Origin of the sequence: Limnobacter thiooxidans (assembly GCF_036323495.1) — a bacterium.
Taxonomy (GTDB): domain Bacteria; phylum Pseudomonadota; class Gammaproteobacteria; order Burkholderiales; family Burkholderiaceae_B; genus Limnobacter; species Limnobacter thiooxidans.
The window spans coordinates 1786823-1808608 of record NZ_AP028947.1 but is presented as its reverse complement, the minus strand read 5'-3'; the positions used below and the strand labels follow the sequence as shown (position 1 = coordinate 1808608).

The window sequence follows — 21786 nt, the reverse complement described above, 5'->3', positions numbered from 1 at the left end:
CTGTTTACTGATTGAAGCTGGGAACAAAAGGCTGCAGTTCACCTTGGCTGCTGTCTCCTCCATAATTTTCAACAGGCAGTTCAAGCTGCAGCGGTGTGTCCTGATATTCCACTTTTTTGTCCCTGCTGACTACGTTAGGAAACATGAAAATGACCACAACCATGAACAGCTGCAGGGCAATAAAGGGCATCGAGCCTTTGTAAATTTCCACCGTCTTTACAAATTTGGGCGTCACAGATTTCAGATAGAACAGTGAAAAGCCAAATGGTGGTGTTAAAAACGAGGTTTGCATGTTCATGGCGATCATGACACCAAACCAGACCAGATCGATGCCGAGCTTGTCCGCAACCGGGACCAGCAAGGGAATCACGATAAACGCGATTTCAAAAAAATCCAGAAAAAATCCAAGTACAAAAATCAGGATTTGAACTGCGATCAGGAACCCGAGCTCGCCACCGGGTAAATCGGCCATCAGGTGTTCTACCCACAAATCGCCCTCTACTGCACGAAATGTCAAACCAAACACCGTTGATCCAATCAGGATGAACAATACAAAGCACGACAGCTTGGTGGTTGAATCCAGCGACTGTTTAAGCAATTCAAGATTCAGGCGTTTTTTAGAGGCTGCGATCAGCAAGGCTCCCACAGCGCCCATGGCACCGCCTTCGGTCGGGGTGGCAATACCCAGAAATATTGTGCCCAGTACCAGAAAAATCAGGGCCAAGGGTGGCAGCAGGACGAAAACTACGGCTTTGGCAATTTGCATACCCTGACCACTTCCTCCGTAGTGCAAGGCTTCGGTCGGCAAAGCGGGCAGGGCGTTTTTGTTCAATCGTGTGATTGCAAACACATACAGCATGAACAACCCAACCAGCATCAAGGAAGGGAGCAGTGCCCCCTGATACATGGCGCCTACCGACACGCCAAGTTGGTCGGCCATCACAATCAGTACCAGGGAAGGCGGAATGATTTGGGCCAATGTGCCTGAGGCTGCAATAACTCCGGTGGACACCGATTGGCTGTAACCGTATTTCAGCATGATGGGCAATGAGATCAAGCCCATGGAAATGACAGAGGCGGCAACTACCCCCGTTGTGGCAGCAAGAAGGGCGCCAACCAGTACCACCGCGTAAGCCAAGCCGCCCCGAACCTTGCCAAACAGTTGGCCAATTGTTTCCAGCAGGTCTTCCGCCATGCCGCTGCGTTCCAGCACCAGCCCCATGAAAGTAAAAAAGGGAATGGCGAGCAGGGTGTCGTTGCTCATGATGCCGAATACCCGGTCAGGAAGCGCCTGCAGCAAAGCTGGGCTCATCAAGCCCTGTTCTATTGCCACGTAACCGAACAGCAAGCCATTTGCAGCCAATGCAAAGGCTACCGGAAAGCCGCTGACCATGAATACCAGCAACACAACAAACATCAATGGAGGCAGGAGCTCGACAGGAATTGCATTCATGGTTTGGCATGCCTGTTCAAGATGGCCACTTTCTTGATAATTTCGGAGCAGACCTGAAGCCCAAGAAGCATAAATCCAATCACGATCAATGCTTTGGCCGGCCAGCGAATCAAGCCGCCGGGGTCGGGAGAGTGCTCATTCACCAAAAAGGATTCATGAGCGAAATCCCAGCCTGATACCACCACAAAGCCGATCAGCGGCAAGGTGAACAGCACATGCCCTGCGATATCAATCCATGCGCGGGTGCGCTCCGAGAAACGGTTTGAAACAATGTCGATTCGAATATGTGCATCTTGCTGCAGCGTATAGGCAGCACCCAGTAGAAACACGGCCGCGAAGAAATACCACTGTATTTCAAGCAGGCCATTGCTGCTGTAATCAAAAGCCTTGCGTGCCAGTGCGTTGTAAGCAGAAACCAATGTGGTCAGCAAGATCAACCAACCCACAGTTCGGCCGACCTTGATGCTCAGCCAGTCAATGCATTTGGCAATGGCAAGCAAGGCGTTCAAGTTCATAGGCCTAGGCGTTTACGTGTTTCTGCCGCTGCAGCTTTGACTTGCTCCGGGTTGGTGCCGCCAATGTGGTTTCTCGCCTGCAGGGACCCTTCAAGGGTTAGTACCGCACACAGTTCATCGTTCACCAGTTCGTCGCTGTAACCCAGTTCGGCCAATTTCAATGCGTCTTGCAGTTGTGCCACCGTTAGTTGTTCCAGCCCGCATTGCTGCACATCGCAATAGCGTACGGCGCGTGCCACGGCTTCGTGGGCATCGCGAAAGGGCATACCGCGTTTCACCAAGGCATCGGCCAAGTCTGTTGCCGTCGCATAGCCTTCCAACGTGGCTGCACGCATGTTCTCCGCTTTCACCTGAATGCCTTCCACCATTTCGGCAAAAATGGTCAAGGTGTCCACCACGGTGTCTACCGTGTCAAACAGCGGCTCCTTGTCTTCCTGGTTGTCCTTGTTGTAAGCCAAGGGCTGGCCTTTCATGAGGGTCAGCAAGCCCATCAGGTGACCAAACACACGGCCGGTTTTGCCACGCGCCAGTTCGGGTACGTCCGGATTTTTTTTCTGCGGCATGATGGACGAACCCGTGCAGAATCGATCGGGCAAGTCGATGAAGGCGTATCGCTGGCTCATCCAGATGATCAGCTCTTCCGACAAACGGGACACGTGCATCATCAAAATGCTGCTGGCCGAACAAAATTCAATGGCGAAATCGCGATCGGAAACGGAATCCAGACTGTTGCGTGTCGGTGCATCAAACTCAAGCAATTCAGCAGTGCGGTTTCGGTTGATCGGAAAGGTGGTTCCGGCCAGCGCGGCGGCACCCAAGGGCAAACGGTTAATACGCTTGCGGCAATCCTGCATGCGTTCCAGGTCGCGTTCAAACATTTCCGCGTAAGCCATCAGGTGGTGGCCAAAGGTCACAGGTTGCGCCACTTGCAGGTGTGTGAATCCGGGCATGACGGTGGCGTGGTTGCGTTCAGCCACGGTAACCAAGGCCTTGATCAGGTTTTTCAACAAGTCTTGAATACGGTCGGTTTCATGACGCAAAAACAGGCGGATGTCGGTGGCCACCTGGTCGTTGCGAGAACGGCCGGTGTGCAGGCGCTTGCCGGCATCGCCCACAAGCTGGGTCAAGCGGCGCTCGATATTCAAATGCACGTCTTCCAGGTCCAGTTGCCATTCAAACTCACCAGCCTTGATTTCACCCAGAATCTGGTTCATGCCGGTTTGTATGGCCTGCAGGTCCGTGTCAGCAATGACACCCGCCTCAGCAAGCATGGTGGCGTGGGCCAGAGAACCCTGAATGTCGAATTCAGCCAGTCGCTTGTCGAAAAAGACAGACGCAGTGTAGCGTTTGACCAGCTCGGACATCGGTTCGTTGAATCGGGCTGACCATGCTTCCTGTTTTTTGGACCATTGGTTCGACATGGGGAATCCTTTATGCACTTTGGAACAGGGGCCAATTATAAGGGTTTGGCGTGCTAGACTTTCGGCATGAATGCCTTCTCGCGGCCTTGCCGTGGGGATTTGGCTGAAATTTCTCAACCGAAACGCGACCTGTCAGTCGTTACACTGAATGAAAATTAGAATTGCATCAAGGGAAAGTCGCCTGGCCATGTGGCAGGCTGAGCATGTACGCGACCGTCTGCTGGCTTTGCCCGAAGTGAGCGAAGTAGAAATCGTGGGTATGACCACCAAGGGCGACCAGATCCTTGACCGATCCCTGGCCAAGATCGGTGGCAAAGGGCTGTTCATCAAGGAACTTGAACACGCCTTGCTCGAAGGACGAGCCGATTTGGCCGTGCATTCAGGCAAAGACATTCCAATGGATCTTGATCCCGAGTTCCAGCTGGTGGGGTTCATGACCCGGGAAGACCCACACGACGCTTTCGTCTCGAACGACTATGCCAGCCTGGCCGAACTGCCTGCTGGTGCAGTGGTGGGCAGTTCTAGCCTGAGAAGGCAAGCCCAGGTGCTTGCCCGGTTTCCCCACCTGAAAGTGGAACCCTTGCGGGGCAACCTCGATACCCGCTTGGGCAAGCTGGATTCAGGGCAATATCAAGCCATTGTGCTCGCTGCTGCGGGCTTAAAGCGCCTTGGCATGCAATCCCGAATTCGTGGTGTCATCTCTTCCGAAGACATGTTGCCCGCCGTGGGGCAGGGTGCCTTGGGGCTCGAAATTCGCGCAGGCGACCATGCGTTGGCTGATATTGCACGCCAACTGGTGGACCCTGTGTGTACTGCATTGGTTAGTGCTGAAAGGGCTGTGTCCAAAGCATTGGGCGGGAGTTGCCAAGTGCCCATCGCCGGATACGCCACCCTTGGCGAAAATACCCACTCATTTGCCTTGCGAGCACTCGTGGCCAGCCCGGATGGAAAATCTGTCATCGAGAAGCGTGCCAGTGGAAGTCTGGAAGCCTGGGAACAAGTTTCCAGCCAGGTCATTGACGATCTTTTGGGAGCTGGAGCCCAGGCACTGATCAATCTTGCAGTTCAAGAATTCAAGGGATAACACTTCACATGACCTACACCTTGGTCGTTTGCAAACCCAGATTGCCTGAACAATACCTGACTCAACGTGTTGAGCTTAAAAGTGCGCTTGATCAGGCCGGGCACTCAAATATTCTGTATTTCCCGGTTTTTGAGCTGATACCTGATTTTTCTGCCATGTCGGAAATTGGACACTGGCTGAAACAGGAAGCTCCTCAGCCCAATCGCTTGGTGGTGTTTGTCAGCCCTTCGGTGCTGGAAATTGTCCTCACCCACTTGGGTGGCTGGCCTTCGAATGTTTTTTGCGGGGTCATGGGCAAGCAAAGCGCGAAACTTGCTTTGGATCTGGGTGTTCCCCAGAGTCAGGTGATTGCACCCACTGGTGACGGCCCTGATGAGTCTGAAGACTCCGATGGCCTGGCCCGTTTGCTTGCCAAGCAATTCGAGGCAGGAACTTGTGATGTATTGGTCTGCAAAGGGCCCCGCGGTCGCGTAGAGTTTCCAGTGAAGCTTGAGAACATGGGGCACGCAGTGAAGGTGCTCGAGTGCTATGACCGACGTGTTATCGAGCAGTCCGATCTTCAAAGCAATTGCTTGTTTGAACTGGGTGCAAGTGCCGCACTTTGGGTCACCAGCAGCGAAACCATTGAGGTTCTGGATCAGCAGTTGGCATTGAAGTCGGACCCCAGATTGACTATTCTTCGAGAGCAGTCCACCGTCCTGACCACCCACCCCCGCATCGCCGCCAAATGCAGGGAATTGGGATATGCCCATGTTGTGCAGATTGCAACAGGGATACAATCAGTCAATTCATGGCTTAAATCCAACAAGAAGAGCATGGACAACAACAAACCGATTACGGCAACACTGCCCCCAGTTTCACCTTCAACAGCAACCGCTCAGCCTGCCAGTCAGTGGTTGGGCAAGGCCGCTTTTTTCATTTCAGTGCTCAGTTTTGTGTTGATCCTCCTGATTGCTTTTGCAGGAAAGAATCAGATCGAGAAAACCCGCATGGCTTTTGGTGAAAGGATCCAGAAGGAATCCACGACGCTGGACCTGGTGAAAGAAGACTTCGGCAAGTCGAGCGATTTGACCAAAGACCTGAAAACCCGGTTTGATCTCCTTGAACTGGCACAGAAAGAGGAGGCCAGCCAAAGGGCCAGCCTTGAAGAGGTCTATAACAGCCTGCTGGCCAGTCGTACCGAAGTGTCCTTGAGCGAAGTTGAACAACTCATTTCGATCGCCAAACGTCAGTTGTATTTGTTGGGTAATGTAAAAGGTGCTTCGATTGCCTTGTCTCAGGCCATCGAGTTGCTGGAGGGGACAGAAAAGCCGTCTCTGTTGAATTTGCGCACAGCACTGGAAAAGGACTTGTCTGAAATCAACGCCTTGCCCACGGACGATTTGTTGAAGTTGGCCATCTCCCTGGATTCAGTGGTGAACTCGGTAGAAAGTCTGCCCATGCTTTCAAGCGTGCAGGCCACAACAGACCAAACCCTAGCCGAGTTGACTGAAGAGCCGGCAACGAACCCTGCTGCGGCTCAAACGGAGTCTTCGGCCAACGGCAGCGCACCTTCCGAAACCAATAGCAGCTTTAGTTTTGAACAGGGTTGGACCGTTGTCAAACAGGTGGCGAAGGCTGTTTGGTACGACATCAAGTCACTGGTAGAAGTGACCAAAGTCAACAGTCCTGAGGTTTTGCTGCTGTCGAGCCGTCAGGAAACCGACTTGCGCAACACCCTGCGCTTGTCGCTGCTTAACGCCAGAATTTCCTTGCTATCAAGGCAGGCGACCTTGTTGAAATCTGATCTGGAGCGCTCCGCTGCCTTGATCAACACCTATTTCGACACACAAGCCTTGCAGGTTCAGCGCGCGCAGTCCGTGATCAATGAGATCAGTGAGGTACAACTGGACCTTGTGCTGCCTGAATTGCAGGCCACAACCGCTGCCTTGCGCCTTGCGGTGGCTGGTCAGCAGGGGGAACGTCAATGAAGCAGTTGATTGGCTTGTTGCTGGTGGTCGTGGTGGCAGTGGCCGTGACCTTGATGGCACAGGGCAACGCCTCGAAGGTGCTCGTATTCTTTGGTCAATACCGCATCGACATGTCTCTGAACTTTGCTGTGGTCGCAATACTGCTGCTGTTTTTCGTGCTGCACATCACTTTGCGCACTTGGCGAGCGTCCAGCCAGCTGCCGGGCAAGTTCAAGGAATACTGGATGAACCGCAAGCAGAACGCCTTGCTGAAAGCAAATACCCAAGGTTTGATTGCACTGATCACCGGCGATGAGCAAGGTGCACAGAAGGCTTTGAATCAAGCCAGCAAAACAGGCATTGAAACGGATTTGAGCTATTTGATCCGCGCCATGTCTGCCATTCAGGCCGACCGGTTTGACGTGGCAGAAGACATTCTCAATCAGGAGAAGGCCAACGTGGGTGAACATTCCCATGCATTGGTGGTGTTGCGGGCCAAGGTAGCCCTGTTCAAGCAAGACTTTACCGGTGCGTTGGCCATGCTGGAAGCCATGGATCCTTTGGCTGCACGCCTGCCCCAAGTTCAACGCCTTCGCATGTTGGCACTGATTGGCTTGGCGCGTTGGCAAGAGGCTTTAATCCAGTATCGGGCCTGTGTATCCGCCTCGGCACTCACACAAAGCGAAAAGAATGAAGCCCTCATTCGGATTTACTCAGGCTTGTGTGATGCTGCCGGTCAAGATCCTGGCCAAATGCAACAAGTGCTGTCGAACTCAAAAGCAGCCGAGCTTGAATTGACAGGAGTGCTGCGCGTATTGGCTGCAGGCTTGACTCGATGTGGCTTGATTACTGCTGCACGAAACATGCTTGAGACTGGCTTGACCCAACAATTCAACAGAGAACTTTTGCCTGTCTATCACGCAGTGGCTGTGCTGGAGCCGAGGGAATCTTTGCCTCATGTCGAACGTCTGCTGGCCCAACAGCCAACAGATCTGCGTCTGCTTGAACTGGCTGCCGATGTTTGCGAGCGTGAGCAGTTGTGGGGCAAAGCCATTTCCCGATTTGAAACCGTGTACGCCAGCCAGCCTTCGGCCCATGTGGCGGGCAAACTGGAGCGGCTGTATGAAGCAGCCAACCAGGGCGAACGGGCCAAGGTTTGGCGTGAAAAACTGAACCATCATCTTCAGAACGACCGTCAGCTTGCTTAAAGCATTATTCGATACAATACGACCAAATTTTTAAACTCTAGGACTGATCAGCATGGGCTACGACAGCATTTCCCCCGGTAAGGACCTTCCCAACGACATCAACGTGATCATTGAGATTGCAGCGAATTCCGACCCCGTCAAGTATGAAATCGACAAGGAAAGTGGTGCCTTGTTTGTGGATCGCTTCGTCGGTACGTCCATGCAGTATCCTTGTAACTACGGCTACATTCCACAAACCCTGGCCGCCGATGGCGACCCCGTGGATGTGTTGGTAATGACACCTTACCCACTGCAACCTGGTTGCGTGGTTCGCGTGCGTCCCATTGGCATGCTTAAAATGACTGATGAGTCTGGCGGTGATGCCAAGTTGCTGGGTGTGCCCGTTGAAAAGTTGCTGCCGCAGTACAAGCACTATCAAAGCATTTCAGACGTACCACAGGAATTCCTGGCCCGCATTCAGCACTTCTTTGAACACTACAAAGATCTGGAAAAAGGCAAATGGGTCAAGATCGAAGGCTGGGGTGACATGGCCGACGTCGAAAAAGAAATTCGTGATGGCGTAGCCAACTACAAAGGCTGATCCACACCAAAGGCGGTGGCCAGATCGGATTCTGGCCCCTGCCTGAATGCCACATGTTCGCTTAACTCAGTGGCATACGCCAGCAAATGTGCCTTTTCTCGGCGCAGAAAATTCTCGATCGGCAGTTTGAATCCATCATCGTGCACATAGTGCGCGCTGATCATTGTTTTGGGGTTCAAGCCTCGGGCCATTTTGTGTTCTCCCTGCGCACCTCCCTCAAACCATTCAATACCCTTGTCGATTGCAAATTCAATGGCCTGGTAATAGCACAGTTCAAAGTGCAGGCATGGCAGATTTTCCAGGCTTCCCCAGTAGCGCCCATAGAGTCGTTCTTCGCTGAACAGGAAAAATGAACTGGCCACAGGCACATCGTTCAAACTGGCTTGAACCAGCAAGACCTGTTCGCCCATGGTTGTACACAGTTGCTTGAAAAACTCCAGGTTCAGGTAGGGGTTGGAAAAATGTTCCAGGTAAGTGCGTGAATAGCACTGGTAGAAAAACTCCAGTTGCTCGGCTGTGGCCTCATGGCCTTGAATGCGCTCAATCTGCAAACCTTCTACCCGGGCCTTTCTGCGCTCCGCCCGAATGTTCTTTCGTTTTTTCTGGTTCAGGCTTTCAAGGAATTCATCGAAGTCGTGAAATGGTTTGCCTGTTTGCGGGCTTTGGTTGTGCCAGTGAAACTGGACCACATGCCTTTCGCTGCAATTGAGGCTGGTGGCCTTCCCAAGCAAAAGTTCCTGGTCTTTCGCTGTCAAAAACAGGGCATGCAATGTAGACACACGTGTACCCAGCAGCTCGGTATTTTCAGCTGCTTGCCTGGTCAGTTGGGCAAGGCCCGCGGCCAGTGCTTGCGCGGCCTCGAGGTTGGCAAACAACACTTTGGGTGCCAACACGGGCGTGAATGGAATGGCACACAGCAGTTTGGGGTAATAGGGTTGCCCATTGCGCTCGTAGGCTTGTGCCCAGGCCCAGTCGAACACATATTCGCCATAGGAATGTGATTTGAGGTAAAGCGGCATTGCTGCCAGCAGTTCACCAGCATCGCCATGAATGGCCAAATGCAATGGTCCCCAGCCGGTTTCAGCAGTGGCGCAGCCACAGCTCTCCAAAGCCAGCAGGTATTCATGCCGAAGGGCCGGGTGAAGCACACCGGCATTGCTTTTCAGCACCAGTGAATTCCATTCAGCTTGTGCGATCTCGCCAATGGATTGGCAAATCTGCATGCGATAATTCATAAAGGCTACAACTACTATGCAGGTACCCCGTGAGTTTATCCCGAGTCCGATTGGCCATTGCGCAGTTGAACCTGACTGTGGGTGATTTAAAAGGCAATTGCGCAAAAATTCTCGACTATGCGCACCAAGCTGCCGCGCAAGGCGTGCGGATTTTGCTGACCCCCGAGCTTTCAATCACGGGTTATCCACCAGAAGACCTGTTACTGCGTCCCTCATTTCAGCGGCAAACTGACACTGCCTTTAATCAATTGCGCATGGATCTGGCAGCACTTGACCTGTACGTCGTCGTGGGCTTGCCAGTCAGCCGCGAAGGTGAGTTGTTCAACGCTGCATCCGTTCTTCACCGAGGTGAAGTAATCGGCACCTACTACAAGCACGATTTGCCCAATCGGGAAGTGTTCGACGAGCAACGTTATTTCACGCCTGACAATCGCCCCTTGGTGTTTGAGGTAGACGGCATACGATTTGGCATCAATATTTGTGAAGACACCTGGAACCGTTATGCGCCAGAAGCCGCCGCCGCGGCTGGGGCCGAGGTGCTGCTGGTTCCGAATGCATCGCCTTATCACATGGGCAAGCAAAGTATTCGACATTCTGTGGTGGCTCAGCGTGTGCAGGAAACCGGCATGGCGATCGTGTATGCAAACATGCTTGGCGGTCAAGACGAACTCGTATTCGATGGCGCTTCTTTTGCCATGGATGCAAAACAGCGCGTAGCCCTGCGTTTGCCCCAATTCAAGGAGAACCTTGCTGTACTGGAGGCCCTGACCAGCCCTGGTGAACCCACCGTATTGCAAGCCCATCAGCCGTGTACACCTGAACTTGAGTTGACTGCACAGGTGTATGAAGCCCTGAAAATGGGTGTGCACGATTACGTGACCAAAAACAGGTTTCCTGGTGCCATTATCGGTTTGTCAGGCGGTGTCGATTCTGCATTGACACTGGCGATTGCCGTGGACGCGCTGGGTGCTGACAAGGTGCGCGCCGTCATGATGCCTTCGCCTTATACGGCTGATATTTCGCTGGACGATTCCCGCGACATGGTCAAACGCCTGGGCATTCAGTACGACGAAATTTCAATCCAGAATTGCATGGCCGCTTTTGATTCAAGCCTTGCACCGTTGTTCAAAGGACTGGCCGCTGACACCACCGAGGAAAACCTCCAGGCACGGATTCGCGGCACCATGCTCATGGCCATTTCCAACAAAACCGGTCGAATTGTTCTAACAACGGGTAATAAAAGCGAAATGGCCACTGGCTACTGCACCTTGTACGGGGACATGGCAGGTGGCTTTGCGGTCATCAAGGACATTTTCAAAACGCTGGTGTACCAGCTTTGCGAATATCGCAACAGCCTGTCGGAGGTAATTCCGACAAGGATCATCACACGCCCCCCCTCAGCCGAATTGCGACCAGACCAAGTGGATCAGGATAGCCTGCCGCCCTATGAAGTGCTGGATGTGATTCTGGCCCGCTACATGGAGAAGGACGAGTCGGTTGAAAACATCATTGCAAGCGGTTTTAAGAAAGAAGACGTATTCAAGGCTGTTAAACTGCTTCGTATCAACGAGTACAAAAGAAGACAGGCGCCCGTGGGTATTCGGGTCACGCACCGGGCTTTCGGCCGTGACTGGCGCTATCCAATTACCTCAAAGTTCAACGATTTAGAAGGATTCCAAGAATGAAACTGATCAGCGCAATCATCAAGCCCTTCAAGCTGGATGAAGTACGGGAAGCCCTGTCCGAAGTGGGTGTCAATGGATTGACCGTTACTGAAGTCAAGGGTTTTGGCCGGCAGCGTGGGCACACTGAACTGTATCGTGGTGCTGAATATGTGGTTGATTTTTTGCCCAAGGTAAAAATTGAATTGGTTGTGGATGACAAGTTGGTCGACCAAGCCATTGAGGCCATTCAAAACGCGGCGCGTACCAACAAGATTGGTGACGGGAAAATTTTTGTGACCAATGTTGAACGGGTTATCCGAATCCGCACAGGTGAGCAGGGCGAGTCAGCAATTTAATAGGCCTGCAGACCCAACCGAGCTGGTTGAGTATCTGGAACTTCAGTGGATGAGTTGATTACACAGGTCCACATCTCCAGATTCTTTTGATACACCATGCTCACCAACATTTCTTGTCGTTCCTGCGATGCTATTGCAGACCCCGGCCCGGGTTGTGAAGTCACAGCCTGGTTCACATTTCTTTTATTACCCCATCTAACTGGCACCGAAGCGAATTCGACACCACCGGTTGCTCTGATCGGGCCTTCCACGCACCAGAAAAGCTGAAACTTTAACCTGCTACTTTTAAACGGGGGGTAATCCTTTGCGTGCCAGCCATTCACCATCTACCTTGCTAGAAGTCACATCGCAAGATCTACGCTCTTCCTCAGTATTCAAATCGGAGAAAAGCAGGTTTTCCATTGCAGCGGTTCGTTTGTGGAACTCTATTTTTGACAAGGCGCCCGCAGTTGCGCACAAGGTCTTGTCGACACCTCTTAGACCAAGCAACGTGAATCGTGTCATCAAACCTGAAAACACAACCCTAATTCTTGAGCTTATTGGCAGACTTGATCCTCAGGCGCAGGCACAACTTGCAGAAGCACTTGCCAGTGAATATGACTGGAGCATGCACCCTGATGTTCTGATTCAGTACTTTCAGGCCCGTCAGGTTGAACAATTACCAGCAGCAGCGAAGGTTCTGGATTGCTTTGGTTTGAAAAATTCTTTTCAGGGAAATCCGGCATCGATAAAAGAACTGAACCGATTGATTCGACAAGTCATCCTGCCCATGATGACCAGTCGTGAAATCAGTCGCCCCAACAGAGCTGAGCAAATGACAAACTGGATCTGCGATCTGTTAGGGCAACCGCCCGGCAGACCAAGCCTTGAATCATTGAAAAGTCTGGACGTGCCGGTATTGATGAGCTTTGAGAAAATGCTAAGCAGGTCATCTTCCTGCCGAAAACTTTCCAGCCACAAAGCACTTGTTGCACTGATTCGTAAAGCTGCCTTGATCAAGCAGGTGATAGAGGAGGGTTCTGAAACAGTGAGCCAAAACTACTGGCGACTGGACAAAGTGGCTAAAAAAGACAAAGACATGGCTCTTGCGGTGTGTGCCTGTAATGGATTGATGCTGGAAGAAATACACGAACCCCTGCGTCGAGACCGTGACGTGGTGATGGCCGCGATGAACAGCAATGGCGAGGCCTATTCGAATGTGCTTGAGCCACTTCGATCTGACCGGGAGGTATTGTTGACCGCAGTTCGCAGCAATGGAAATGCTTTGGCGTATGCCAGTGAGGCTTTCAAAGCCGACAAAGAGGTTGTGACCGAGGCCGTGAAACGACATGGATTGATGTTGCTGTCGGCCAGTGCAGAGCTAAAAGCTGACCGTGACGTGGTGCTTGAGGCTGTGAGCAACACTGGTCTGGCCATCCTGTATGCCAACAGCGATTTGCGTGCGGATTACGATATAGCCTTTGCAGCAGCCACGCAAGATCCTTCGGGCTTGTTTGTAATTGCCGATGAATTGAAAGACGATCGGTCGATCATACAAAAGGCGGTCGCTCGGAATGGGGCCGCTTTACAGGATGCGAGTGCTCGATTGAAAGATGATCTCGATATTGTCATGTTGGCGGTCGCGCAGCGCGGAATGGCACTTCAATATGCCAGTCCGCGACTTCGGGGCCATGAGGCTGTGGTCAAAACAGCGTGTCTGCAAAACCCCAATTCGATTCAATACGCCAGCAATGGGTTTAAAACTCCCACGACTCAACCCAGGGAAATTCAAGTTGCAAAATGACTGTGAATGATTTCAGCGAAAGTGGGCGCTAGGGGTTCGGGCAAATCGTGGCCCAGTCCCTTGATCAGATGAAGCCGGGAATTCGGTACCAGTTTGGCAATGCGTTCCGAGCAGGCTTTTTTCAACAAGGGGTCGTCCAGGCCGTGGATTACACAGGTCGGCACCTTGATGGCTTTGGTATATTCTTCAATTGAACCGGTGGCCACCACGCAATGGGTTTGACGCAATACACCGGCCGGCTTGTAGGCGCGGTTGTAGGAAAGTCGGGCCCGTTCACGCAGCTTGATCGGGTCTGGCGGGAAGCCAGGGCTACCAATCGCAGTAAACACTCGCTCCACGTGTTCAACCACATCTTCAATTTGCGTACTCTTGGGCTTTTTCAAAAACATGTTATGCAGCACGTTTGGTGTGGGCATGGGTAATTTCGGATGATTGGTACTCGACATCAACGTCACCAGCTTGCCCACTTTTTCTGGGGCCTTGGCTGCAACAATTTGGGAAATCATTCCACCCATCGAGATGCCAAGCAGGTGAGGGCGTTGTAAACCTAGCGCATCGATCAAACCGATGGCATCGTCGGCCATGGTATCCAACTTGTAGTTGGTTGGTGTTCGAAGGCCCAGCTTGTTTCTAAGAAAGGTGGCGGGCACATTCACTTTCATGTTCGTGGGGTGTTGGTCGGTCAAACCGATGTCTCGGTTGTCAAAGCGCATCAGGCGATACCCACGCTCAAGCAACGGCTTACAGAAATCATCGTTCCACATGGTTAACTGACAACCCAGGCCCGCTACCAGCAAAATAGTTTCGCCGTCAGTCGGCCCTGCACTTTCCCACGCCATATTCAGGCCGGTGGTGGTAGATCGCGCAAAGCCTTGCTGCCACTCTATGGGTGGATTGCTGTGTTTCATGTGCTTTTGTCTCCGTTGTCTTTTTTTATTGTCGGGCTTTCAAGATAACCAGTAAGGCGCCCGCTCCGCCATCACGGGGCGGTGCCTGGCAAAAAGCAAGTACTTCGTCTTTTTGCACCAACCAGCGCTTCACTTTTTCTTTCAGCACGGGCTCTTTTCCGATTGAGCCCAAACCTTTGCCGTGAATGATTCTTACACAACGAATATCATGTTTTACGCTGCTGCGCAAAAATTCGCCCACGGCGGTGCGTGCTTCGTCAGAACGATAACCATGCAAATCAATTTGAGCCTGAATGACCCACTGGCCTTTTCGAAGCTTCTTTAGCGCTTCAAGGCCTACACCGTTTCTGCGGTAGGAGAGTTTGTCGTCTGTTTCCAGAAAACGCTCCACGTCCATTTCGTCGGAAATGCTTTCCCACATCACGGCCTCATCGTCGAGTTCACGCTGATAGGCAATGGGTGCAGGCTTTTCAAGCTCGTGTAATTTGCGATTGATGTCGGGTAAGGGGGTTACATCCTTAACCAGTTTCTTGAACAGATTGGCTTCTTCAAGCACCTTTTTTTCATGGGCTGCTTTTATTTTTGCCTGGCGCTCATCTTCCAGGCGCTGCTCTTTGAGCGAGCGCCTGATGCCTTCCAGATCGGCCATGGAGGTCAACTTTTTCACTTCTTAAAGCAACCTTCTAAAACGTGACGGAAAAGCGATTAACCTTCCTGCGACTCCAGCCAGCGCTGGGCATCCAGTGCAGCCATGCAGCCTGTACCTGCGCTGGTAATCGCTTGGCGGTACACATGATCTTGCACGTCGCCTGCAGCGAAAACGCCTTCAATGCTGGTCATGGTGGCCAGTCCATTCAATCCGCTACGCGTGGTGATGTAGCCATTCTTCATCTCGATTTGGCCCTCGAAAATATCGGTGTTGGGCTTGTGGCCAATTGCGATAAACACACCCTGCAAATTCAAGTCTTGGGTTTCACCAGTTTTGGTCGATTTGATGCGCGCGCCGGTTACACCCATTTCGTTGCCCAGCACCTCATCAAGGGTGTAATCGGTTTTCAGTTCGATTTTCCCTTCCTTGACCTTGTCCATCATCTTGTCAATTAGAATGGCTTCAGCCTTGAACTTGTCACGGCGGTGAATCACAGTGACCTTTTTTGCAATATTGCTCAGGTAAAGCGCCTCTTCAACGGCCGTGTTACCACCGCCGACCACGCACACTTCCTGGTTGCGGTAGAAAAAGCCATCGCAGGTAGCACAGGCCGATACGCCCTTGCCAGCAAAGGTTTCCTCGGATGGCAGGCCCAGGTACATGGCGCTGGCACCTGTTGCCAGAATCAGCGCATCGCAGGTGTACACACCCGAGTCACCCTTTAAGGTGAAAGGGCGTTGATTCAGCTCTACGGTGTGAATGTGGTCGAAGATGATTTCGGTATTAAAGCGCTCGGCATGGGCCAAAAACCGGCTCATCAACTCGGGACCTTGCACACCTTCAGCGTCGGCAGGCCAGTTGTCTACATCTGTCGTGGTCATGAGTTGGCCACCCTGTGCCATACCCGTGATCAATACCGGGTTCAAATTGGCGCGGGCTGCGTAAACGGCAGCGGTGTATCCAGCGGGGCCAGAGCCCAAAATCAGTACCTTGGCGTGGCGGGGTGTGTTAGAACTGGTCATTGCTACCTCTTTTGTGCTTCAAATGGTGTCTGTCCGAGATATTTCTCCCGAACTTTGTCAGAATACAGACTTCAATTATATGCTGCATTGCGGGCGACTCTTATTACAGTGAATTCCAGGACCACACAAAATGCAGGCACTTTACGAATCAGCAAATTGTTGCTGGAAATTCGCTGGATGTGCCTGCTTGTCTTCTCGATCTACCTGTTTTTGATTCTTGTGTCGCACAGCGGTGCGGACGACAGCTTTTCTCACGAGTCTGGCAACAGCGCGGTGCGCAATTTCGGTGGCGCTGTGGGTGCGCATTTGTCTGATTTGCTGTTTTTCATTTCGGGTTATTCGGCCTATGCCTTGCTTGGCTTGTCGTTTTTCATGTTGTGGCGGGCACGCCGGATGGTTGATGCCATCGATTTGCCAGGTTTCAACGAGCCTTTGCCCAAATGGATTGCCTGGGTTCGTCCAATTGGCTTCATGGTTCTATGGCTTGGTTTGATGGGGCTTGAATCCCTGTCTATATTCAAAGGTACTGCTTTGCCAGCCGGTGCTGGCGGCGTGGTGGGCCAAACCATCTCTGGTGTGTTTCAGCAGCTTTTGGGCTTGTCTGGGGCGGTCATGTTGCTGTTGCTTTGCACGGCAGCGGGTCTTAGTGGATTATTGGGCTTGAGCTGGGCTGTGATGGCCGAGCGCGTTGGTGCGGGCATCGAGAATCTGCTCTTCAAAGGCCAAGAACTTGTTTCGGCCTACTTTGACCGCAAAGAAGGTAAGAAAGTCGCCTTGGCCCGTGTGGAAAAAGTAGAGCAGAAGCGCGAGAAATTTGAAGAGCACAAACCCATTCGAATTGAACCCGTGGCTGTTGCAGCCGAGCCGTCTGTCCAGGCCATCAAGGAAAAACAGCAACCCCTGTTTGCAGAACTCACTGAAACTGAATTGCCGCCCCTGGGCTTGCTTGATGACGCGCCGGCCGCCATTGAAACCGTGTCTGCCGATACGCTGGAATACACCTCGCGCCTGATCGAGAAGAAACTCAGTGACTTTGGTGTTCAGGTCCAAGTGGTGGCCGCCCAGCCGGGCCCGGTAATTACCCGTTTTGAAGTCGAGCCTGCGGCTGGTGTCAAAGGTTCACAGGTGGTCAACCTGGCCAAAGATCTGGCGCGTGCGCTCAGTTTGGTGTCCATCCGCGTGGTGGAAACCATTTATGGCAAGAACCTGATGGGCCTGGAATTGCCCAACCCGCGCCGGCAGGTGGTCAAGCTGACTGAAATTCTGGGTTCGCAAGTGTACAGCGGCAACAAGTCGCCAGTGACCATGGCCTTGGGCAAAGACATCGCCGGCAAGCCGGTGGTCGCAGATTTGGCGAAGATGCCCCACTTGCTGGTGGCCGGTACAACCGGCTCAGGTAAATCCGTGGGTATCAACGCCATGATTTTGTCGCTGCTTTATAAAAGTGGCGCAGAAGAGGTGCGGCTAATCCTGATTGACCCAAAAATGCTGGAAATGAGTGTCTATGAAGGCATTCCACACTTGTTGTGCCCAGTGGTTACTGACATGCGCCAGGCCGCCAATGCCTTGAATTGGGCAGTTGGCGAGATGGAGAAGCGCTACCGCCTGATGAGCAAAATGGGCGTACGAAATCTGGCCGGCTACAATGTAAAAATTGCCGAAGCGAAAAAGAGCGGGCAGAGCATCCCAAACCCCTTCAGCCTGACACCCGATGCGCCCGAACCGCTGGACACCTTGCCCATGTTGGTCATCGTGATCGACGAACTGGCCGACCTCATGATGGTGGTGGGCAAGAAAATCGAAGAATTGATCGCCCGCCTGGCCCAGAAAGCCCGTGCGGCTGGCATTCACCTGATTTTGGCCACACAGCGCCCGTCAGTCGATGTAATCACTGGCCTGATCAAGGCCAACATTCCTACTCGAATAGCGTTTCAAGTGTCGTCCAAAATCGACTCCCGAACCATTCTGGATCAAATGGGTGCAGAGGCCTTGCTGGGGCAGGGGGACATGTTGTTCCTGCCACCTGGGTCGGGTGTGCCGCAGCGTGTGCACGGTGCTTTTGTGTCCGATGAAGAAGTGCACCGTGTGGTTGAATACCTGAAGGAGAAGGGTGGCGAGCCCAATTACATCGAAGGCATTTTGGAAGGCGGTACGGCAGAAGAGGGTGGCAACGCCAGCATGGACGCCACTGCAGGCAGTTTCGATGGTGAAAAAGATGCCCTTTACGATCAAGCAGTGGGCATTGTGTTGAAGCACCGCCGAGCCTCAATCTCTTTTGTACAGCGACATTTGCGCATTGGATACAACCGCGCAGCCCGGTTGCTTGAAAGCATGGAGCAGGCTGGTCTGGTGTCGGCCATGCAGTCCAACGGCAACAGGGAAATTCTTGCCCGTGCCGAAGCAGGACAAGACGAGGAATAACTCAGTTTTTGATACGCCCTGAAGCAAACATGTTTACCCACAAGCGGCGCATGCGTTATTCAAGGTGTTGTGTTCAACAAGGATATACAAGTCAATGCGTATTCAACAGTTTCTGTATCGTACCGGTTTTGCCTTGGCTTTAATGGCCGGTACCAGCTCAGTGGCCTGGGCTTCTGCCCAGGATGCACTCAGCAACTTTGTCAAAAACAGGGGTTTTGCGGAAGGCCAGTTTTCACAAGTGGTCATCTCGCCCACCGGGGCTGTGAAGCAGCGCGGCACAGGCGAGTTCAGTTTTTCCCGACCTGGCAAATTCCGCTGGGAAATCAAGAAGCCCTATCCATTGCTGCTGTTGTCGAATGGCACTGTCGTTGTTTCTTTCGATGAAGACATGGGCCACGCTACTCAAAAGCCGATCGGCAATGCAATGGATTCCACCCCTGTGGCTTTGTTGTTTGGCAGCAAGGATGTGGACAAATTGTTCAACCTGAAAGACGAAGGCAGCAAGGACGGCAAACAGTGGCTGGTGGTCAAGCCCAAGGACAAAGACAACTTGTTTGATTTCGCGCGGATAGGCTGGAAGGATGGCCTGCCGGTCAATCTTGAAATTCACGATGCACTGGGGCAGGTCACTCAACTTGAATTGACCAACTGGCGTTTTGACAAACAATTGCCCGCCAGTTTCTTTGAATTCAAGGCGCCCGCTGGCGTGGATCTTATTCGCACGCAATGACCCCAGACCTGTTTGGTGACGATCCTTCAGCCACTGATTCGTCGTCCAAAAACGCGGCAGGAGTTCAGAGTGCCGCCCCGGGTTCTGTGCCCCTGGCAGAACGCATCCGGCCAGCAGTACTTGGCGAGGTTGTTGGTCAAACACACCTGCTTGGTCCTGGCAAGCCGCTCACCTTGCTCTTTGAGCAGCAACATGTTCATTCCCTGATCTTGTGGGGCCCGCCTGGCGTGGGTAAAACCACCTTGGCCAGGCTGTTGGCCGGTGCTGCGAAGGCGCAGTTTATTGCCTTGTCAGCGGTGCTTTCAGGGGTTAAAGAGATTCGCGCGGCAATCGAGCAGGCTGGAGACCATGCGCGAACAGGCAAGTCCACGATTCTCTTCATTGACGAAATTCACCGTTTCAACAAGTCTCAACAGGATGCCCTGTTGCCCTTTGTCGAGTCAGGCTTGGTGACTTTCATTGGCGCCACTACTGAAAACCCGTCGTTTGAGGTCAATTCCGCGCTGTTGTCACGTTCGCAGGTGTACGTACTCGACAGTCTGAATTCCGACGACTTCGCGCGATTGCTCAACCGTGCGCAGCAGGAGCTGAACACCGAAATCACCGTAGAGCCCGATGCCTTTGATGCGCTGTGTACCTATGCAGACGGCGACGCGCGCCGGTTTTTGAATTTAGTGGAAATTACCCTGTTGCAGACACTCGCACAGGGAAAAAGTACGCTGGATTTGCCTGCATTAAAGCAGATTGCACCCTCGCAAATTCGCCGTTTCGACAAGGGCGGGGATGCGTTTTACGATCAAATTTCAGCATTGCACAAATCGGTTCGCGGATCCGATCCCGATGCAGCGCTTTACTGGTTTTGCAGAATGCTGGATGGTGGGGCCGACCCGCGCTACATGGCGCGCAGAATTGTACGCATGGCTTGGGAAGACATCGGCTTGGCAGACCCCAGAGCTTTCACCATCGCCAATGAAGCGGCTCAAACGTATGAACGCCTGGGCAGCCCGGAAGGCGAACTGGCCTTGGCACAATGTGTTCTCTATCTCGCGATTGCTGCAAAAAGCAATGCCGGTTACAACGCCTACAAACAGGCCATGGCCCATGTGAAGCAAAGCAGTTCACTGCCCGTACCGATGCACCTGCGAAATGCTCCCACCAAGTTGATGAAGGAATTGGGGCATGGTTCCGGTTACCGCTACGCACATGATGAAGAAGCCGGGCATGCTGCCGGTGAAAGTTATTGGCCCGAGGGTATTAGCGATGATTCTCCTCCCAGGTTTTATCAGCCCACCGACCGTGGGCTTGAAAGCAAAATTGCTGAAAAAATGAACTGGCTTGCCGAACGCAACGCCCAGAGGCGTCAAAAAAAGTAAGAAGCTTCTGCAATTCGCTTCAATGAGCTTGCAGATTTAGTACCATCACCGCTATTCACACCATTTGCAATTCGAGAAAACTCCATGCTAGACATTCAACTGCTTCGCAAAGACCTGACAACCGTTGCTGAACGGTTGGCCCAACGTGGCTACAGCCTCGACACCGAGCAGTTTAACCAACTGGAAAGCAGGCGCAAGCAACTCCAAACCAGCACTGAAGAACTGCAAGCCAAGCGAAACAGCCTGTCCAAGCAAATTGGGCAACTTAAGGCCAAAGGTGAGGATGTCACACCGGTCATGAATGAAGTGGCTGGTCTGGGCGATGAATTGAAGCGCAACGAGGCTGATCTGGCAGTACTTCAAGAGCAGGTCAATGCGTTTTTGTTGAATATTCCCAACCTGCCACACGAATCAGTTCCAGTGGGCAAGTCAGAAGACGACAACGTTGAATTGCGCCGCTGGGGAACCCCCGGGCAGTTTGATTTTGAAGTGAAAGACCATGTGGATGTTGGCGTTAATCTGGGTCTAGATTTTGAAACGGCCGCTAACCTGTCTGGTTCACGTTTCGCGGTGTTGAAAGGGCAAATTGCAAAGCTCCACCGCGCTTTGGCGCAGTTCATGCTGGACACCCACACCGAGCAGCACGGTTACGTTGAACACTACACCCCCTATATTGTGCGAGGCCAAACCCTTCAAGGTACCGGCCAATTGCCCAAGTTCGCTGATGACTTGTTTTCAGTGAAGAAAGGTGGGGAAGAGGGTGTTTCTGAACCTTTGTATCTCATTCCGACAGCCGAAGTGACCTTGACCAATCTTGTTGCCGATCAAATTCTGAAAGGCAGTGACTTGCCAATCAAAATGACTGCTCACTCGCCCTGTTTCCGTTCTGAAGCCGGCAGCTATGGTCGTGATACCCGTGGTTTGATTCGCCAGCACCAGTTCGACAAGGTCGAAATGGTACGCATTGAAAACCCCGAAAACTCCTACGCGGCCTTGGATGAAATGACCCAGCATGCTGAGAATATCTTGCAGAAACTGGGTTTGCCGTATCGGGTCATTGTGCTGTGTACTGGGGATATGGGTTTTTGTTCTACGCGCACGCATGACATTGAGGTTTGGTTGCCAGCCCAGAATACATACCGCGAAATTTCTTCTTGCTCGAACTGCGAGAGCTTTCAGGCTCGCCGAATGAAGGCGCGTTTCAAGAATGAAGCCGGAAAAACCGAATTCGTTCATACCCTGAATGGCTCTGGCTTGGCAGTTGGTCGTACTTTGGTGGCAGTGCTTGAAAACTACCAGCAAGCCGATGGTTCAGTCAGTGTGCCAGAAGTGCTACAGCCATACCTTGGCGGAAAAACTGTGCTGAAAGCTGGTTGATTGGTTTAGTTGAGACCAATGAAAAAGGCACCTTGGTTTCAAAGTGCCTTTTTTAATC

The 21786-nt window shown here is 52.5% G+C and carries 18 protein-coding genes; 11 read left to right on the top strand and 7 right to left on the bottom strand.

Annotated features, from left to right (window positions below; all coding sequences use genetic code 11):
- Nucleotides 1-4 precede the first annotated feature (4 nt).
- From RGQ30_RS08320 to argH, 3 genes are read right to left on the bottom strand one after another with little or no spacing between them, the layout of a single operon-like run.
- Nucleotides 5-1453 (bottom strand): TRAP transporter large permease, encoded by a 1449-nt coding sequence (locus RGQ30_RS08320; protein WP_130556358.1) that lies wholly within the window; start codon nt 1451-1453, stop codon nt 5-7.
- On the bottom strand, nt 1450-1968 hold the full coding sequence (locus tag RGQ30_RS08315) for a TRAP transporter small permease subunit (RefSeq protein ID WP_338284331.1): 519 nt from the start codon (nt 1966-1968) through the stop codon (nt 1450-1452). The genes RGQ30_RS08320 and RGQ30_RS08315 overlap by 4 nt, the downstream gene beginning before the upstream one ends.
- On the bottom strand, nt 1965-3389 hold the full coding sequence (gene argH, locus RGQ30_RS08310; RefSeq protein ID WP_130556360.1) for an argininosuccinate lyase: 1425 nt from the start codon (nt 3387-3389) through the stop codon (nt 1965-1967). Before argH ends, RGQ30_RS08315 begins: the two co-directional genes overlap by 4 nt.
- A 148-nt stretch (nt 3390-3537) precedes the next feature.
- Here argH and hemC point away from each other — a divergent pair, with 148 nt between their 5' ends.
- From hemC to ppa, 4 genes are read left to right on the top strand one after another with little or no spacing between them, the layout of a single operon-like run.
- On the top strand, nt 3538-4473 hold the full coding sequence (hemC, locus tag RGQ30_RS08305) for a hydroxymethylbilane synthase (RefSeq protein ID WP_130556361.1): 936 nt from the start codon (nt 3538-3540) through the stop codon (nt 4471-4473).
- Between the two features lie 8 nt (nt 4474-4481).
- Nucleotides 4482-6443, top strand: a complete 1962-nt coding sequence (locus RGQ30_RS08300) for a uroporphyrinogen-III C-methyltransferase (protein ID WP_130556362.1) — start codon at nt 4482-4484, stop codon at nt 6441-6443.
- Complete coding sequence (locus tag RGQ30_RS08295; protein WP_130556363.1) at nt 6440-7630, top strand: heme biosynthesis HemY N-terminal domain-containing protein; 1191 nt, start codon at nt 6440-6442, stop codon at nt 7628-7630. Before RGQ30_RS08300 ends, RGQ30_RS08295 begins: the two co-directional genes overlap by 4 nt.
- A gap of 52 nt (nt 7631-7682) precedes the next feature.
- Entirely contained in the window at nt 7683-8210 is a 528-nt protein-coding gene (ppa, locus tag RGQ30_RS08290) for an inorganic diphosphatase (protein WP_130556364.1), read from the top strand.
- On the opposite strand, the gene RGQ30_RS08285 is transcribed toward ppa, so the two are convergent.
- Nucleotides 8198-9433, bottom strand: a complete 1236-nt coding sequence (locus RGQ30_RS08285; protein ID WP_298217196.1) for a GNAT family N-acetyltransferase — start codon at nt 9431-9433, stop codon at nt 8198-8200. The genes ppa and RGQ30_RS08285 overlap by 13 nt on opposite strands.
- 41 nt (nt 9434-9474) lie before the next feature.
- On the opposite strand from RGQ30_RS08285, the gene RGQ30_RS08280 reads away from it, so the two are divergent.
- From RGQ30_RS08280 to RGQ30_RS08270, 3 genes are all read left to right on the top strand, one after another.
- Nucleotides 9475-11130: an NAD+ synthase gene (locus RGQ30_RS08280; protein ID WP_298217197.1), complete on the top strand. Its 1656-nt coding sequence runs from the start codon at nt 9475-9477 to the stop codon at nt 11128-11130.
- A complete protein-coding gene (locus RGQ30_RS08275) occupies nt 11127-11465 on the top strand; it encodes a P-II family nitrogen regulator (RefSeq protein ID WP_130556366.1) in 339 nt (112 codons plus the stop codon). The genes RGQ30_RS08280 and RGQ30_RS08275 overlap by 4 nt, the downstream gene beginning before the upstream one ends.
- Nucleotides 11466-11955: 490 nt before the next feature.
- A complete protein-coding gene (locus tag RGQ30_RS08270) occupies nt 11956-13248 on the top strand; it encodes a DUF4116 domain-containing protein (RefSeq protein ID WP_130556367.1) in 1293 nt (430 codons plus the stop codon).
- Here the strand turns inward: RGQ30_RS08270 and RGQ30_RS08265 are convergent.
- The 3 genes from RGQ30_RS08265 to trxB are packed head-to-tail and all read right to left on the bottom strand — an operon-like array spanning nt 13233 to nt 15827.
- Entirely contained in the window at nt 13233-14156 is a 924-nt protein-coding gene (locus RGQ30_RS08265; RefSeq protein ID WP_130556368.1) for an alpha/beta fold hydrolase, read from the bottom strand. The two genes, RGQ30_RS08270 and RGQ30_RS08265, sit on opposite strands and share 16 nt — an antisense overlap.
- A gap of 25 nt (nt 14157-14181) precedes the next feature.
- Nucleotides 14182-14823, bottom strand: coding sequence for a Smr/MutS family protein (locus RGQ30_RS08260; protein ID WP_130556369.1), 642 nt, complete (start codon nt 14821-14823; stop codon nt 14182-14184).
- 38 nt (nt 14824-14861) lie between these two features.
- The gene (trxB, locus tag RGQ30_RS08255; RefSeq protein WP_130556370.1) at nt 14862-15827 is read right to left on the bottom strand and encodes a thioredoxin-disulfide reductase; all 966 of its coding nucleotides are present in this window, start codon (nt 15825-15827) and stop codon (nt 14862-14864) included.
- Between the two features lie 108 nt (nt 15828-15935).
- On the opposite strand from trxB, the gene RGQ30_RS08250 reads away from it, so the two are divergent.
- The 4 genes from RGQ30_RS08250 to serS all read left to right on the top strand — a co-directional run bounded on the left by RGQ30_RS08250 (nt 15936) and on the right by serS (nt 21728).
- Nucleotides 15936-18248, top strand: coding sequence for a DNA translocase FtsK (locus RGQ30_RS08250; protein WP_130556371.1), 2313 nt, complete (start codon nt 15936-15938; stop codon nt 18246-18248).
- Nucleotides 18249-18342: 94 nt separating this feature from the next.
- Nucleotides 18343-18978 carry an outer membrane lipoprotein periplasmic chaperone LolA gene (lolA, locus tag RGQ30_RS08245; protein ID WP_130556372.1) on the top strand — a complete coding sequence of 212 codons (636 nt, stop codon included), beginning with the start codon at nt 18343-18345 and terminating at the stop codon, nt 18976-18978.
- Entirely contained in the window at nt 18975-20351 is a 1377-nt protein-coding gene (locus RGQ30_RS08240; RefSeq protein ID WP_130556373.1) for a replication-associated recombination protein A, read from the top strand. Before lolA ends, RGQ30_RS08240 begins: the two co-directional genes overlap by 4 nt.
- 84 nt (nt 20352-20435) lie before the next feature.
- Nucleotides 20436-21728, top strand: a complete 1293-nt coding sequence (gene serS, locus RGQ30_RS08235; protein WP_130556374.1) for a serine--tRNA ligase — start codon at nt 20436-20438, stop codon at nt 21726-21728.
- Nucleotides 21729-21786 lie beyond the last annotated feature (58 nt).

Bases quoted from the DNA above. Each gene is read 5' to 3' on its own strand.
- RGQ30_RS08320 (WP_130556358.1), bottom strand. From the start codon at position 1,453: ATGAATGCAATTCCTGTCGAGCTCCTGCCTCCATTGATGTTTGTTGTG.
- trxB (WP_130556370.1), bottom strand. From the start codon at position 15,827: ATGACCAGTTCTAACACACCCCGCCACGCCAAGGTACTGATTTTGGGC.
- RGQ30_RS08295 (WP_130556363.1), top strand. From the start codon at position 6,440: ATGAAGCAGTTGATTGGCTTGTTGCTGGTGGTCGTGGTGGCAGTGGCC.
- lolA (WP_130556372.1), top strand. From the start codon at position 18,343: ATGCGTATTCAACAGTTTCTGTATCGTACCGGTTTTGCCTTGGCTTTA.
- serS (WP_130556374.1), top strand. From the start codon at position 20,436: ATGCTAGACATTCAACTGCTTCGCAAAGACCTGACAACCGTTGCTGAA.
- RGQ30_RS08300 (WP_130556362.1), top strand. From the start codon at position 4,482: ATGACCTACACCTTGGTCGTTTGCAAACCCAGATTGCCTGAACAATAC.
- argH (WP_130556360.1), bottom strand. From the start codon at position 3,389: ATGTCGAACCAATGGTCCAAAAAACAGGAAGCATGGTCAGCCCGATTC.
- RGQ30_RS08275 (WP_130556366.1), top strand. From the start codon at position 11,127: ATGAAACTGATCAGCGCAATCATCAAGCCCTTCAAGCTGGATGAAGTA.
- RGQ30_RS08315 (WP_338284331.1), bottom strand. From the start codon at position 1,968: ATGAACTTGAACGCCTTGCTTGCCATTGCCAAATGCATTGACTGGCTG.
- ppa (WP_130556364.1), top strand. From the start codon at position 7,683: ATGGGCTACGACAGCATTTCCCCCGGTAAGGACCTTCCCAACGACATC.
- RGQ30_RS08240 (WP_130556373.1), top strand. From the start codon at position 18,975: ATGACCCCAGACCTGTTTGGTGACGATCCTTCAGCCACTGATTCGTCG.
- RGQ30_RS08285 (WP_298217196.1), bottom strand. From the start codon at position 9,433: ATGCAGATTTGCCAATCCATTGGCGAGATCGCACAAGCTGAATGGAAT.
- hemC (WP_130556361.1), top strand. From the start codon at position 3,538: ATGAAAATTAGAATTGCATCAAGGGAAAGTCGCCTGGCCATGTGGCAG.
- RGQ30_RS08265 (WP_130556368.1), bottom strand. From the start codon at position 14,156: ATGAAACACAGCAATCCACCCATAGAGTGGCAGCAAGGCTTTGCGCGA.